This is a genomic window from Streptomyces broussonetiae (genome assembly GCF_009796285.1).
Taxonomy (GTDB): Bacteria; Actinomycetota; Actinomycetes; order Streptomycetales; family Streptomycetaceae; genus Streptomyces; species Streptomyces broussonetiae.
Genome location: NZ_CP047020.1, coordinates 322,111 through 335,937 on the forward strand (window position 1 = coordinate 322,111; position 13,827 = coordinate 335,937).

The window sequence follows — 13,827 nt, forward strand, 5'->3', positions numbered from 1 at the left end:
CGCAGTTGGAGGCGCTGGAGACCATCGCCCGGCAACAGCCCGAGGTGGCTTCTGCGACGCTGATACACATCGACCGGCTGGTCGACGCCCTTCACGACATCCGTCGGCTGACGCGGCGGATCAAAGACCTCGACAAGAAGGTTCCCGCTCTGCTGGCCACGTTGGGGTGCACGCTGGCCGAGATCTGCGGCATCGGCGCGGTCACCGCAATGGAGTTGTTGGTCGAGGTCGGAGACCCGTGCCGGTTCCGCACCGAGGGCCAATTCGCCCGCTGGTGCGGTGCCGCCCCGCTGGCGGTCTCGTCCGGCGAGGGCCACGGCCGAGCCCGCCGCCACCGGCTCGACGTCGGTGGCAACCGCAAGGTCAACTCTGTGCTGCACATCGTGCACGTCACCCAGGTCCGCTGCCACGAGCCCGCTCGCGCCTTCATGTCCAGAAAGATCGGCGAGAACATGCCCAAACGGTCCGCGCGCCGAGCTCACAAACGTCAACTCGCCAACGTGATCATCCGACACATGTGGAGAGACGCTGAGCATCGCCCCGCCCAACCGCCCGCATACAGCGCAGCTTGACAAGAGAGCTTCGAGTCGACGTTCTCCACCGTCCGGCTGCGGACCAAGGTCACCCGCGGGGCTGGCTCCCGCACCGCCGCCCTGGCCATGGTCTTCAAGCTCATCGAGTCCGCCCAGCAGCGATGGCGGGCGGTGAACGCACCCCATCTCGTCGCTCTCGTCCGTGCAGGAGCCCGCTTCGAACGCGGCCAACTGGTCGAGCGTCCCCAGGCGGTCGCAGCGTGACCGCCCCGGGCCCGTCCTTTCGGTGGCCGTCAGTGCACGTTGAGGCGGCTGCTCCAGGCACGGCTCCAGCCGCTACGCCAGATGGCCAGTCCTGCATAGGTGAAGGTGCAACCGATACCGACGCCCCAGTCGTCACCTTCGTACCGGACGATGGGGTCAGCCAAGGCGGAGCAGAGGCCGCCGAGAGGGATCACGGTGAAGGCGTCGCTGTCGGTGTCAGGATGGTGCTGTACCTCGATCCAGCCGGCGCGGACAAAGGGGACCAGCGGGGCGAGTTGCCGGTCGACCCAATCGAGGCGCTCGGTGCCACTCAGATCGCTCGGCGGGTCCTCCCAGATACCGAACGGACCGGTCAGCATGCCACTGGCCTCAGCAGCACAGACCAGGACTTCACGCTGGGCGGTGCTCAGCTCGTCCCAGGTGGGAAGACCACTGACGTCCGCCGTCGGGTACGCATCATTGCCCCACCGCTCACGCACGACGTCCGGTGCGGCGAGATAGAAACGGCACGGTGAATCGGGCTTCCAGACCCAGTTGACCGGGTCCGCGAGAACGGCACACAGCTGCTCCCCAGTCACGGCGGGGGCGGAAGGGGCGGGAACACAGCCCTCAGTCTCCCGGACGCTGACGAGGCCACGCTCGGTGAGTCCCAGGACTACAGCGCCGAGTCGCGGAACCAGTTCCCGTTGCTCGGTCTCGGAGTAGCTGCGCGGAGGCGGGGCATCCTCAGCGCCTGCCCAGCGCAAAGCCATACCGATGGCCTGAATTGTCCCGGCCAACGGATTCTGTGCCATGGCCCAACGCATCAGGGTCTGCTCGGTGATGGTCAGAGAGTCCCAGGAACACATGACACGAATGATCCCACCCCCTCTTCCCTGATCCACAACTCTTGACAATGACTCCCGCCTCCGTCGGGGCCGGGGCGGTCGCGGTGGCCCCTCAACCACGAGAAGCACGAAGGGAGATGGACGTCATGAGCCTGCCCTACTACGAGGTGGACGTCCCGATCAGCAGCACCACCCAGCCCGGCCTGACCGGCTGTGACTGTGCGCGCCAATTGGCCACTGTGCATTTCGGTTGGCCGCTGGCGCGCACAGTCCGATGAGGGTCTTGTGCCCGCGCGCCTGCCGGTCTAGGACAGGGCGACCACAGGCGAGCGCGGTCCGCCTATTTGCTGATCTTGGTGACCTGGCCGGCGCCGACGGTGCGGCCTCCTTCGCGGATGGTGAAGCGCAGGCCCTCCTCCATCGCGACGGGCTGGATGAGTGACACCGACATCTCGGCGTTGTCACCCGGCATGACCATCTCCGTGCCCTCCTTGAGGGTCACGACTCCGGTGACGTCGGTGGTGCGGAAGTAGAACTGCGGGCGGTAGTTGTTGAAGAAGGGCGTGTGCCGTCCGCCCTCGTCCTTGGACAGGATGTACGCGGTAGCCTCGAACTCGGTGTGCGGGGTGACCGAGCCGGGCTTGATGATGCACTGGCCGCGCTCGACGTCCTCACGCTTGATGCCGCGCAGCAGCAGACCGACGTTCTCGCCGGCCTGACCCTCGTCCAGCAGCTTGCGGAACATCTCGATGCCGGTGACGGTGGTGGACGTCTTTTCCGGCTTGATGCCGATGATGTCGACGTTCTCGTTGACCTTGAGGACACCGCGCTCGATGCGGCCGGTGACGACCGTGCCGCGGCCGGTGATGGTGAAGACGTCCTCGATGGGCATCAGGAACGGCTTGTCGACGTCGCGCTCGGGCTGCGGAATGTTCTCGTCGACCGCGTCCATCAGGTCCTCGACGGACTTGACCCACGTCGGGTCGCCCTCCAGCGCCTTCAGGGCGGAGATCTTGACGACCGGTGCGTCGTCGCCCGGGAATTCGTACTCGTTGAGGAGTTCGCGCACCTCCAGCTCGACGAGTTCCAGGATCTCCTCGTCGTCCACCATGTCGGCCTTGTTCAGCGCGACCACGACGTACGGCACCCCCGACTGGCGGGCGAGCAGGACGTGCTCCTTCGTCTGCGGCATCGGGCCGTCGGTCGCCGCGACGACCAGGATCGCGCCGTCCATCTGCGCCGCCCCGGTGATCATGTTCTTGATGTAGTCCGCGTGGCCCGGGCAGTCGACGTGGGCGTAGTGGCGCGCATCGGTCTGGTACTCCACATGTGCGATCGAGATGGTGATGCCGCGCTGGCGCTCCTCAGGAGCCTTGTCGATGTCCTCGAACGGCGTGTACGGGTTCAGGTCCGGGAACCTGTCGTGCAGCACTTTCGTGATCGCCGCCGTCAGCGTCGTCTTGCCGTGGTCGACGTGACCGATCGTGCCGATGTTCACGTGCGGCTTGGTCCGCTCGAACTTCGCCTTCGCCATGTGTCGTCTCCTCACGCCTGGGCGGCGGTACGCCGCTGCGTACTCGCCTGGCTCTTTTGTCCGATGGGCTGGCGCACGAGTGCGGTACCGCTCAGCGCCGAACCACTCCATAGCCCACGACTGCTGGTAACCACACCCGCACACTTGGTGATCATAAGGCTGCTCGCTGCGGGCGTACGCCGATGCCCCGACACCCACCCTGCAAGGTGATGTGGAAGGGGATCACCGAAGCCGCGATGTCCTGACCGGGCGCGCGAACGGCCAACCGAAGTGCACAGTGGCCAACTGGCGCGCTCAGTCACACCGGCTGTGACTGAGCAGTCTGGTTGGCCATTTGAGCGTGCGGGCGGACAGCGTGGCTGCCGTTACGATCGGGCTCCGCACCTGATGCAGGTGCGGAACCCCGGTCACTCAGCGGAACGGGCCGTGGGCGGCGAAGGCGTGTGCGGCGAAGCGTTTGCCCATCCGGCGGTAAGCGGAGGCGGTGGGGTGCAGGCCGTCGGCAAGGTCATCCACCTCGTGCGGGCCGAGCAGTTCGCGTCCGTCGAGATAGTGCAGGTGGGGATCGCGTGCTCGCCGGGCCGCCACGATTCGGGCCAGTTCGTCACGGACCACCGTCAGCGACAACGCCCCACGGGCCACATCGGCCGGGTCGCCCAGGGCTGTGATCTTCCCGTCAGGGCCCGTCGCGGTCGGGCCGGGGGTCGTGTCGAGTGCCGGACAGCTCACCGGGGACATCAGCAGCAGCGGGGTGTCCGGGTGGCCGTCCCGGATCGTGTCCAGGAATCCGTGCACCGCCGGGCCGAACGTCCGCAGCCGGAAGGCGGCCAGGCCCACGATGTTGACGCCCACCTTGAGGCTGATCAGGTCGGCGGGCATGTCGCGGATCGTCCGGGCGACATAGGGGTCCAGCATGGCGTTGCCAGCCTGGCTGAGGTTGATCACCTCCACTCCCCCGAGCGAAGCCGCCACCACCGGCCAGGTACCGGTCGGGCCGTCGGCTTCGAGGCAGTGGCTGATGGAACTGCCGTGGTGCACCCAGCGGCGCCGACCGTCCGGCAACGGTGCCAGCACCTCGCCGTCAGCACGCAGTGCCACCAGTTCCGTGGGGGTCTGCTGGGGCAGCCACAGCTCGACGTTCTTCATGCCCATCGGCAGCCCGGCGAACCGCACGGTCCCCGGCTTCCCCGGGACCAGTCGCTGCGCGGTCCCGGGGCCCGCCATCCGCACCACATTGCCCATCGGTGCTTGCCGACGCCCGGCAGGGGCACCGTCCACCAACAGTTCCAGCATCCCGGTCGGGCGAGGTCGGGGGTCGGTGTCGAGCTGTCCTGTGGACGTGAGTACCTCGAACTCAAGCTCACGCGCATCGGTACGGAACACCAGCCGTACCCCTGAAGGCATCACCGTCACCCCGTAGACCGACGGGTCCTGGTACTGCTCCTTGGTCCACGCGGGCAACCGGCGAGGCATCACCCCCGCCTGCGTCCGCTCCAAGTCCAGCGCACCCCGTAGCTCCACCGGCCCGCCCACCAGCGGGAATGCCCGCATCGCCACCGTCTCGACTCCCCAACGTTCTCAGGTCCGGATGCGAGTACGCACCCGCGAGTTCTCTACCGCCACCCTGGCACACAAACCGACACGCTCAACCCGCTCGCCGGGATCGATGGCCAATAACGCGGGCACCACGGGATTTTCGGCTCGGGCGGCGAGCCGCAAGGCGGCCACCTCGCGGGCGTATCGCTCGTCGGCATCAGGACCGTCGACGATCTGCTTCACCACTGCCGTTACCTTTGGCAACTCGACGCGCCACACACGCGAACGAGGGCTGCTGCCCAGTTTGCGAGAGCGCCTGGGCGATCCCAGCTCGGCCCGTAACTCGTCCCCGAACGGCAGTCGCAACCACATGCGCTCACCCTTCCACGCGACCAAACGAGCCTGCGGCTACTGCGCACAATTGACCGTCCTGCTTCACGTCGCCGAGGACCACCACCCCGCAGCGATAGCGGGAAACCCCCGGGACTGCTTCCGGGGTGCTGCCAGTTCTCATCGACATTCCGGGACAGATCGGTCACGAAGCGGTGCCAGCCCACATCAACAATCGCTCTCCGTTCCCACCTACGAAGCCATTCGGCGCCACCTGGGAGGGATCTGCGACCTGAGGCAGACCGACTGCGTCCGTGTCCGTCTTCGCCGCAGTCGTCGCCATCATGATGACTGCCTCCCCATCGCTGCACGTTGCCGGCCTGCCTCGGGCCGACGACCGCGTCGCCTTCCCCGACATCCACTAGCCATGCACACCACGGATAAGAAAGGTGCCGCCTGACCGATGGCCGGCCAGCGCGACGCTCTCTTTGCCACCACGCCACCGGCGGACAGGCATGAGAGGACTGGGCGGGGGCAGACGCGCCAACCGGAACGAATTGTTCCGCATCGTCGTGCGGCCCGCGCCGCACGTCGATCGCACGAGGGGGCTGAGTAAGGAGGAGATGAGCATGACGGTGACGCGACGAATCGCGAACGCAGGCGTGTGTGCCGCGATCGCCGGAGGTGTTGTCCTGGCCGCCGGCAGCTCGGCGATGGCGGCCACTCCCGCGGCGGCACAGCATTACCCGGTTCTGACCAGCACCACGGCCGCCGTCGAACGCCACGACACGCCCCGGCAGCCCGCGGATCCCTGGATCGCCGGCCAACTGGCAGCCTTCTACCCTTCGGCCGCCCACCGGCTGGCCGCGTTCGACCCCTGGGTCAAGGATCAGCTGGCCCTCTCGCATCCCGGCAAGTGAGCGCGAGGGGCGGCGCGACTTTCCCTTCCCCTCAAGGAGCCAACCTCTCCCCGTGTCGCCTGCCAGGAACGAAGCCTCGCCAGGCCGCCACGCGTCAGCCCTGCTGATGGCAACTCGGCGTGCCCGCGTCGACTCAGTGACAGGCCCGGGACCCGGAGGCCATCTCGACGCCGGCGAGGTGGGGCAGGCCTGCGATGGGCAGCTCGGCCCGCAGGTACTGGCGCCGGCCCCGGATGGTGAAACCCGCGGCCCGAAGAGCTTCCCCGGTGGCCCGGCGGCGGTCCGGCAGGCCGACCAGACCCCGGGACACAGCGCACGCCAGCGTAAAGGCGTGCAGAGGCCGACTATCCCAGCACTCAGGCGCCCGGGCGATCAGAGCCTGGGCCGTGGAAAAGTCCTCACGGCAGTGCAGCCACAACAGCAACGCCGAGCCGTCACCCGGCTGCCCGACGCAGGAGACGACACCGGCGAATACGGCCCCCGAAGCCCCAAAGCATGCCCCGCATGCCGCACCACCCAGCAGACGTAAGACCGCGCCCCATACCAACAACCACTCAACCTGATCACCGGTCACCGCAAATGACACGACCTGATCACCCAGCCCGCCATCTGACAAAGCCGCTGACCAGACCCCACACAGCGAGGCCCACACCCCCACCCGTGCCCCGCCGAAACGCCCACGCCCCCCGACCACACCAGCACGCCAACTGATCAACGCAGGCCAGCCCACCAGCCACTGATCAGAAAAGCCGCCACCGGACATGTGGGTGACGAAAGACAGGCACAGGTCGGGACGACGGGCCACCATCTGCTGGTCGCGGACCGCGGTGGCCTGGTCGTAGTGGCGGGCTGTGTCGGCGGCCACCGGGGCTGACACCAGGCGTGCCTCGTCCGGCAGCTGAAGGCGTGCGACCCATTCGCTCACGAAACGGTCGACCACACTCTCGCAGCCGTGTTTCAGGACACCTGCGGCGTTAGGGTTCATTCACTGCCCTTCATTCGGCGGAAGTAACTCATATTTGTGTGCTTGCAGGGTCGAAGTAAGGGCATCCGGTGGCCAGGAGGTTGATAACGATGGTTCCCCTGCTTCTGGTCCTTCTGCTGGCTCTGATCCTGTTCGGTGCGGGTTTCGCGCTGAAGGCACTGTGGTGGATCGCGGTGGTTGTGCTCATTGTGTGGCTGCTGGGCTTCGTCGTCCGCTCCGCGGACAGCGGTGGCCGAAGGGGCCGTTGGTACCGCTGGTAGACGAGGGCGCCTGAGCCCGAGGAGCATGCCGCGCGCAAAGAAGTGGGGTCTGGCCGGACGCGGCCAGACCCCCACATGCGTGAGGACAGGCAACTCAGGTGGCCGGAAGAGATCGGGCCTATCGGACGTACACCGCAGGGTACGTGAACAAAGCAGCGGCCCCGCAGAACCAGCAGTGGAACCCTCCCTGCCTCCTATGCTGCAGGGCCGCTGCGCCCGCTACGAGTCGTTCGATCACCGGACAGCAGCGCTGGATCGACCGTCGAAGACTGGAATCAGTTGGTGAGTGCCTGTTGAAGGGTTTCGTGGCAGTCGATGACAGTGTCGATGCCGACGAGCTGCAGGATGCGCTGCACGGACGGGCCGGGTGCGGCCAGGCGGAGCCAGCCGCCGGCCTCAGTGAGGGCGCAGTGGGCGATGATGAGGACGTTGATGCCGCTGGAGTCCAGGAAGGTCACCCGCGCCAGGTCCACCACGACGCGGGGCTGGGCCGCGTCGGAGACGTCCAGGGCCTGGTGGAGCGTGTCACCGGTCTGGTGGTCGATTTCCCCGGCCACGGTCAGTACATGGATGCCGTCGGTGACGGTGGCCAGGATGGACAGCTCGCCCGGCTGCACCGCCTGTTCGGTGTCCGTCACTTCTTCCTCAGCCATGTCGGTGATCCTGGCACAGCCAGGTCTTCGCGGGAATCGCTGCCCCGAATATGCCGGGTGATGCCGTGGCGAGACGGAGCCCACACTGAGGCAGTAGGCGTTACCTGTCTTGACGGGGGTATACGCGCGTGGTGTGAACGGGAAGTGAAGGCGGCTGCGATGGAATCAGTGCCCGTGGACGAGGGCGGCGTCACGCAGGGCGAGCAGGCCATTCAGACCACGGTGGCCTTGGACGGTGACAGCACTGTCATTGCCCGGTCCCGTCATCTGGCTGCTGAGTTCCTCGCTCGCGTGCAGGCTGACCACGGGCTGCCGGTCTCTCAGCGTGCTATGGATCTGACCCAGCTGGTGGTCAGCGAACTGGTCACCAACGCCCACAAGTACGCTCCGGGGCCGGTGCTGCTGGATTTTCGGATCGCCGGTGACATGGTCGAGGTCGTGGTGTGGGACTCCGACCCGGTGCTGCCGATCGCCAAGGCTGCGGACGTCGGCCGTGTGGGGCAGCACGGCCTGGAGATCGTCATGGCCGTCTGCCAGGGCTTCGAATTGCAGCGGGAACCGGTCGGCAAGCGCATCACCGCCCGCATCGCCCTGCTGGATGACCCAGGCGGGGCGGTCACCGGACGCCGCCCCTTGTAGGCAGAGCCGGCCAAGGGCCACGGGACCTTCACATAAGCGGGCTGGTAGCCGGATGCGGGTGCGGGCACCCGTCTGCGGCCGTCTTTCGTGAGGGGCCCGATACCGTGGTCATCGTTGCCTGCCTGCTGCTGCCCATGGTGGCGTTGGTGCTGTACGGGATGGACCGTGTCGAGGACTGCCTGACACGCGCCTCGCAGCCACCCCGTCACGCCCGCCGCCGGCACCTGCGCCTGATCCAGGGGGGCAGGCAAGTGCCGCTTATGCGTCCGCAGGCCGATCCGGAACGGTCCGACGCCGCCTGAGGGACGCCGGCAGGGGCGATTGCCGTGTGAGTGGGGCCGGGCAGCAACCTCGTGACGGCGCTGACGAGCACGCGCGGCTCCGCGAGAAGCAGACTGAATGGCGACCGGAGATCGTCGCCCGGCTGCGGGAGACGGCCTCCTCGGCCGACGGATCACCGGTCATCGCCAACGTGCGCGCAGCAGCAGCACTCGAATGCCTGTGGATCGTCCTCGGGCAGTGGAGTGACGAGCGGCGGCCAAGAAGACCTTGGCAACCTGCTGGACGCTGCGTTCGCCGCCTTCTCGCCCCCGGCACGCCGGCAGACGGCCGCTCCGCTGTAAAGGGCCGAGGCGGCGGCTTCTCGGCGGTGCCGAAGCGGCCGAAAGGAGTGATCGACCCGGCGGCGGTGATCGCGTCGTCGGAGTCCAGCCCCGGCCGCGAGTGCAAGAGTAGGGTGTCGATCTGGCCGAAGCGGATGGTGTCCACGCCCAGCCGTGCGAGGCCCCACAGCACCTATCTGCGCAACCTCTAACGGTCGAAGTCACCCAGACTGGGGCTACCGTCCGCGGACGGCGGCGCCCCGGGAGACGAAACTCCGCGCGCGCTGAGGGAGACTGGCGGCCTCCAGCGCACTGTATCTCCCGCTCGCCACGAGCTGGAACTTGACCCCCTCCCGACCCTCGGGGTGCTCGTAGCCGTCGGGGAGGAACCGCCGGTAGTGCTCGCTGGCGCGTTGGAAGAACTGCGGGCGCTCGGAGCGGGAGAGACATCCCTCGAGATTGAGAAGGAAGAGGTAGTGACGGATCATACGAGTGAAGAGGAAGGGAGCCACAACCTCCAGGGCGCCGCGCGCCTCGAGCAAGTCGAAGCTGTCTTCGTACCGGCTGAAGACGTCGAAGTGGGTGCCGCCCGGTGAGCCTGCGGGGTGCTGAGTGTGCCGGCGGCGGATCTGGACGCAGTTCCACTTCAGGACGGCGACCCGGTCGGCGGCGAGCATGGCACGGTGCACGACTGTGACCTCCTCGTGGAAACCGTCGGGGAACGCGAGTTCCTGCCGGATCCACAAGTCGCGGCGGACCAAACGGTCCCAGGAGTAGGCGGGAGCACCGAACAACTCGGGCTGGTCCATCGAGGCGAAGGGCTCACGTCCCTGCCGGGCAAGCAGGCCGGCGGCGGCACCGGGCCATGAGCGGCCGCGATGGAGGCGAGTGTGCCCGAAGAGAAGAACATCCGGCTCGTCTGCCGATTGCAGCCGATCGACCATCGCCTGAAGCGTTTCACCCCCGATGATGTGATCGCTGTCCAGGAACAGCAGGTAGTCACCGGCGGCGCGCTCCGCCCCCGCGTTGCGTATCCGGCCGATGCCGGCGACGCCTGTCAGCCGCACGACCGAGACCCGCCCATCCCGCCGAGCATAGTCATCCACCAAGCCCGCAGGGCATTCAGCAGACTGGTCCAGGACCGCGACAACCTCCACATCCCGGAAGGACTGGTTCAGTATCGAATTGAGGCAGACCCCCAGCTGTCCCTGAAGGTCGTGCGCGGCGACTATGACACTGATCATCGGCGTGGACTCCACTCGAAACGCTGCGAGATGAACAGGGGGCGGGCCCGCCACGGGGGGTAAACGGGCCCGCCCCTGTCTTGATGCCGCCCGCGTACCTTCCCCCCCCGGAGAGCAGGCGGCGTGATCCCGACCGGGGTCACTGTGTTCAGCGCGTCCCAGGTCCTGCGTGTCACAGGGGGCGGCCCATCGTTACAAGATCACCAAGTTTGTGCTCGATCCCCTGCTGCTGACGAACGCGACTTCCGGCAGAGCCAGGAGCAGCCCCCGCAGTCCGCCTGAAACAAAATCACCTGACTCTACGAAAATCGGGGCAGCTCATGCGCCGGTAGAACCGGACCGCCTGATCCACAAGGGCCCGCTGTGGCTCGCTGAGAGCGGTCGCCGCGGTGAGCTGTTGGTACAGGCGCACGTTCGCCTGGAGGTGACGCTGATACGCAGTCCCGAAGGCAGCTGCGTCCTGGGCAACACGTACAGCAGGGCTGTTCAGCACGGTCGCGGCGTCCCAAGCCTCGCGGCTGGTGGGGCCGTTGGGTCTGCTGCACGATCGGGCGACATCCTGACCTGCCCCACAGTTTGGGTTCCAGCTGCGGTGGCTAACTGGCGGCGCAACGCGCGGGCGTAGTGAGTACGGCATCGCTGCCAGCTTGCGCCGGGCAGGGTGGCGCCGATCGCGTTGACCAGGCCCATGTGCGCATCCGAGATGACCAGTTGGACGCCGGACAGGCCGCGGGCGATCAGTGAGCGCAGGAAGGCCAGCCAGCCGGCGCCGTCCTCGGCGGTGGCCACGTCCAAGCCGAGGATCTCGCGGTGCCCGTCGGCGTTGACGCCGACCGCGATCAACGCATGCACGTTGATGATGCGGCCGCCCTCGCGGACCTTCTGCGTGAGCGCATCCACCCAGACGAAGGCGTAGGGGCCGGCATCCAGGGGCCGGTTGCGGAACGCGGCGACTTGTTCGTCCAGGTGTTTAGCCATCGCGCTGACCTGGGACTTCGACAGCTGGGTCACCCCGAGGGACTCGGCGAGCTTCTCGACCCGGCGCGTGCTCACGCCCAGCAGGTAGGCGGTGGCGACCACCGAGATGAGGGCTTGCTCGGCTCGCCGGCGTCGCTCCAGCAGCCAGTGCGGGAAGTAACTGCCGGACCTGAGCTTGGGGATGGCGAGTTCGACGGTGCCTGCCCGGGTGTCCCACTCGCGCGGGCGATATCCGTTGCGGTGGTTGACTCGCTCGTCGCTGACCTGCCCGTATTCGGCATTGCAGAGGGCATCGGCCTCTGCGGACATGAGCGCGTCGGCGAACGTCTTGACCATCGCGCGCAGCAGATCGGGACTCGCCGCGCCGAGGTTGTCTTCGGCGAGGGCGTGCAGGGGCACACTGTCGGGTGCGGTCATCGTGCTGATCTCCTTCGTGACTCGACATCTCGAAGATCAGCCGGTGGCCGTTCTTGTATCCGGGCACTCACTCCGACGCCGGGGCAAACGCCCGGATCAGGTGGGAGCCCGTACACCACTTCTCTCAATGTCATGCTCGGTAGTAGTCCCGCGGGTTCGCTCGACCACTTCGTGCCTCGTTGTCGGTGGCCAAGTCCCGTTATGCGGCCCGCGGGGCGGCCTTGCGGGCCAGCGGCAGTGGCTTGATAGGAGTGTGAGTTCGTCCGCATTGAGGGGTGCCCGTCGCCCGGCCCGTCCGTTGTGCGAGCACAGAGGAGGGGATCGATGGTCGTCTTGGGAATTGATGCCCACAAGCGCAACCACACCGCAGTCGCTGCTGATGAGCGAGGCCGTGAGCTTGGGACTCACACCACCGGCACCACCAGTTCCGATCACCTGCGTTTACTGGCCTGGGCACGGCGGTTCGGCGAGCACCGTCTGTGGGCGGTGGAAGACTGCCGACAACTCTCCCGGCGGCTGGAAGCCGATCTACTGGCAGCCGGGGAACGCATTGTCCGCGTGCCTCCCAAGCTCATGGCCAACTGCCGTAAGGCGGCCCGCACATACGGCAAGTCCGACCCCATCGATGCCTTGGCCGTCGCCCGGGCCGCGCTGCGTGAACCCGACCTACCCACAGCCCAACTGGACGGGCCCAGCAGGGAACTGCGCTTGCTGGTCGACTACCGCGAAGACCTGGTCACCGAACGCACGCGCATCATCAACCGGATGCGCTGGCATCTGCACGAACTCGACCCCGGTCTTGATCCCCCGGCTCGCAGCCTGACACATTCCCGGCAGGTCGCCGTGGTCGAGGACCGTTTGCGTGATTCCGACGGCATCGTTGCACGGCTGGCCAGGCGACTGCTGGCTCGCTGCCAGGCACTGACCGACGAGATCCGTGAGCTGGAGAAGGAGATCACCGGCAGGATCGAGACGCTGGCCCCGAACCTGCTGAAGATCCCCGGCTGCGGCACGCTCACCGCTGCGAAGATCCTGGGCGAGACCGCCGACGTCACGCGCTTCAGGTCCGAGGCCGCCTTCGCCCGACACAACGGCACCGCACCCCTGCCCGTGTGGTCGGGCAACCGCGCACGACACCGACTCAGTCGTACCGGAAACCGCCAGCTCAACACAGCCCTGCACCGCATCGCGGTCACCCAGGCCCATTACCACCCCGACGCCCGCGCTTACCTCCAGCGTCGGCAGAACGCCGGCAACACCACAACCGAAGCCATCCGCGCCCTCAAGCGTCACCTGTCCGACGTCGTCTACCGGGCCCTCCGGCGCGACGCCCGAGAATCACACAGCAACGTGATCACTCTCGCAACGGCCGCTTGACATAGGAGTAATAGGACGCAACCCGTCACGTCTCCGTCCCACGAGCATCGCCGCGCAAGAGCGGCAGTCTAGCCGCGGTGCTGCGCTGGCGAACCTGTCCTGGTTCTTGCATGACAAGTTAAGTAGATCCTTTGCCTCCGCGCGGCAGCTGCTTGAACCCTCAGCTGACGTTCAGTTCCTGTCCGAGATGTGACACGCGAACCCGCGCGAGACTTCCAGCTCAACCCACCACACCCCACGCGGGTTACAAGCCAGAGACGTCCGGGATTCTGCGAATTCGCGCGCTTCCCCGGACACCGGCACCATCCTGGACCCCCAGACGATCGCCGACATCACCGAGCTGTTCGAGGGCATCGACCTGGTCAGAGCCTCACCGGGTCGGTGCTCAGCGCCACCCGGCCCGAGCACCGGCCGCAGGTCACCCAGGCGATCGACGACATGTTCGGCGACGTCCCGGCCCCGAGGACCCCGAGCTGTGATCGCGACGACCCCGATACCTGACTGGCAGCGTGCCGCGCACGAAGATCCACACCTACGGCTCGAGTACTAACCCCGACTTGATCGCCGTCGCCCTGGTCCACCCCGACACCCCGCAAGGCGCGGCCTACCTCCACGGCCATCAGCTCGGCTACACGACCAAGGGCCGGCTGCGCTGCGAGACGGCCGCGATCCTCGGCGTCTGGTAGCTGGCCTACACGATGCTCACCCACGCCGCCGCCGGCCCGATC

The 13,827-nt window shown here is 67.2% G+C and carries 16 protein-coding genes and 1 pseudogene; 9 read left to right on the forward strand and 8 right to left on the reverse strand.

Translation table 11 applies throughout. The features are described from left to right. The first annotated feature begins 5 nt into the window (after positions 1 to 5). Both GQF42_RS01625 and GQF42_RS01630 read left to right on the forward strand, forming a co-directional pair. Positions 6 to 572 carry a transposase gene (locus GQF42_RS01625; RefSeq protein ID WP_158916989.1) on the forward strand — a complete coding sequence of 189 codons (567 nt, stop codon included), beginning with the start codon at positions 6 to 8 and terminating at the stop codon, positions 570 to 572. Between the two features lie 12 nt (positions 573 to 584). Next, a pseudogene (locus GQF42_RS01630) lies at positions 585 to 797 on the forward strand (IS256 family transposase); the annotation flags it as partial. Positions 798 to 826: 29 nt separating this feature from the next. On the opposite strand, the gene GQF42_RS01635 reads toward GQF42_RS01630, so the two are convergent. From GQF42_RS01635 to GQF42_RS47125, 4 genes are all read right to left on the reverse strand, one after another. Further along, positions 827 to 1,645, reverse strand: a complete 819-nt coding sequence (locus GQF42_RS01635; protein WP_158916991.1) for a hypothetical protein — start codon at positions 1,643 to 1,645, stop codon at positions 827 to 829. A 319-nt stretch (positions 1,646 to 1,964) separates the two neighbouring features. Continuing rightward, positions 1,965 to 3,158 (reverse strand): elongation factor Tu, encoded by a 1,194-nt coding sequence (gene tuf / locus GQF42_RS01640; RefSeq protein WP_158916993.1) that lies wholly within the window; start codon positions 3,156 to 3,158, stop codon positions 1,965 to 1,967. Positions 3,159 to 3,569: 411 nt separating this feature from the next. Further along, positions 3,570 to 4,709, reverse strand: a complete 1,140-nt coding sequence (locus GQF42_RS01645) for a GDSL-type esterase/lipase family protein (RefSeq protein ID WP_158929662.1) — start codon at positions 4,707 to 4,709, stop codon at positions 3,570 to 3,572. A gap of 27 nt (positions 4,710 to 4,736) precedes the next feature. Then, positions 4,737 to 4,940, reverse strand: coding sequence for a hypothetical protein (locus GQF42_RS47125; RefSeq protein WP_158916995.1), 204 nt, complete (start codon positions 4,938 to 4,940; stop codon positions 4,737 to 4,739). A 641-nt stretch (positions 4,941 to 5,581) separates the two neighbouring features. Between GQF42_RS47125 and GQF42_RS01655 the strand changes: the two genes are divergently transcribed. Beyond that, positions 5,582 to 5,944 (forward strand): hypothetical protein, encoded by a 363-nt coding sequence (locus GQF42_RS01655; RefSeq protein ID WP_158916997.1) that lies wholly within the window; start codon positions 5,582 to 5,584, stop codon positions 5,942 to 5,944. Positions 5,945 to 6,077: 133 nt separating this feature from the next. Here the strand turns inward: GQF42_RS01655 and GQF42_RS01660 are convergent, their stop codons facing one another. Continuing rightward, positions 6,078 to 6,929, reverse strand: coding sequence for a hypothetical protein (locus GQF42_RS01660; protein WP_158916999.1), 852 nt, complete (start codon positions 6,927 to 6,929; stop codon positions 6,078 to 6,080). An 89-nt stretch (positions 6,930 to 7,018) separates the two neighbouring features. On the opposite strand from GQF42_RS01660, the gene GQF42_RS01665 reads away from it, so the two are divergent. Continuing rightward, positions 7,019 to 7,189 (forward strand): hydrophobic protein, encoded by a 171-nt coding sequence (locus tag GQF42_RS01665; RefSeq protein WP_067040255.1) that lies wholly within the window; start codon positions 7,019 to 7,021, stop codon positions 7,187 to 7,189. 275 nt (positions 7,190 to 7,464) lie between these two features. Here the strand turns inward: GQF42_RS01665 and GQF42_RS01670 are convergent, their stop codons facing one another. Then, positions 7,465 to 7,842 (reverse strand): STAS domain-containing protein, encoded by a 378-nt coding sequence (locus tag GQF42_RS01670; protein ID WP_158917001.1) that lies wholly within the window; start codon positions 7,840 to 7,842, stop codon positions 7,465 to 7,467. Between the two features lie 159 nt (positions 7,843 to 8,001). On the opposite strand from GQF42_RS01670, the gene GQF42_RS01675 reads away from it, so the two are divergent. The 3 genes from GQF42_RS01675 to GQF42_RS45405 all read left to right on the forward strand — a co-directional run bounded on the left by GQF42_RS01675 (position 8,002) and on the right by GQF42_RS45405 (position 9,295). Continuing rightward, complete coding sequence (locus tag GQF42_RS01675; protein WP_158917003.1) at positions 8,002 to 8,481, forward strand: ATP-binding protein; 480 nt, start codon at positions 8,002 to 8,004, stop codon at positions 8,479 to 8,481. 104 nt (positions 8,482 to 8,585) lie between these two features. Continuing rightward, positions 8,586 to 8,783, forward strand: a complete 198-nt coding sequence (locus GQF42_RS01680; RefSeq protein ID WP_158917005.1) for a hypothetical protein — start codon at positions 8,586 to 8,588, stop codon at positions 8,781 to 8,783. Between the two features lie 26 nt (positions 8,784 to 8,809). Continuing rightward, positions 8,810 to 9,295, forward strand: a complete 486-nt coding sequence (locus GQF42_RS45405) for a hypothetical protein (RefSeq protein WP_233273177.1) — start codon at positions 8,810 to 8,812, stop codon at positions 9,293 to 9,295. 24 nt (positions 9,296 to 9,319) lie between these two features. On the opposite strand, the gene GQF42_RS01690 is transcribed toward GQF42_RS45405, so the two are convergent. Together GQF42_RS01690 and GQF42_RS01695 are read right to left on the reverse strand one after the other, a co-directional pair. Then, positions 9,320 to 10,327, reverse strand: a complete 1,008-nt coding sequence (locus tag GQF42_RS01690; RefSeq protein ID WP_158917007.1) for a glycosyltransferase family 2 protein — start codon at positions 10,325 to 10,327, stop codon at positions 9,320 to 9,322. A 486-nt stretch (positions 10,328 to 10,813) separates the two neighbouring features. Then, positions 10,814 to 11,722 (reverse strand): IS256 family transposase, encoded by a 909-nt coding sequence (locus GQF42_RS01695; RefSeq protein WP_267906112.1) that lies wholly within the window; start codon positions 11,720 to 11,722, stop codon positions 10,814 to 10,816. Between the two features lie 324 nt (positions 11,723 to 12,046). Between GQF42_RS01695 and GQF42_RS01700 the strand changes: the two genes are divergently transcribed. After that, on the forward strand, positions 12,047 to 13,099 hold the full coding sequence (locus GQF42_RS01700) for an IS110 family RNA-guided transposase (RefSeq protein ID WP_158917009.1): 1,053 nt from the start codon (positions 12,047 to 12,049) through the stop codon (positions 13,097 to 13,099). Positions 13,100 to 13,656: 557 nt separating this feature from the next. Then, positions 13,657 to 13,785 carry a hypothetical protein gene (locus GQF42_RS46810; RefSeq protein ID WP_267906113.1) on the forward strand — a complete coding sequence of 43 codons (129 nt, stop codon included), beginning with the start codon at positions 13,657 to 13,659 and terminating at the stop codon, positions 13,783 to 13,785. Positions 13,786 to 13,827 lie beyond the last annotated feature (42 nt).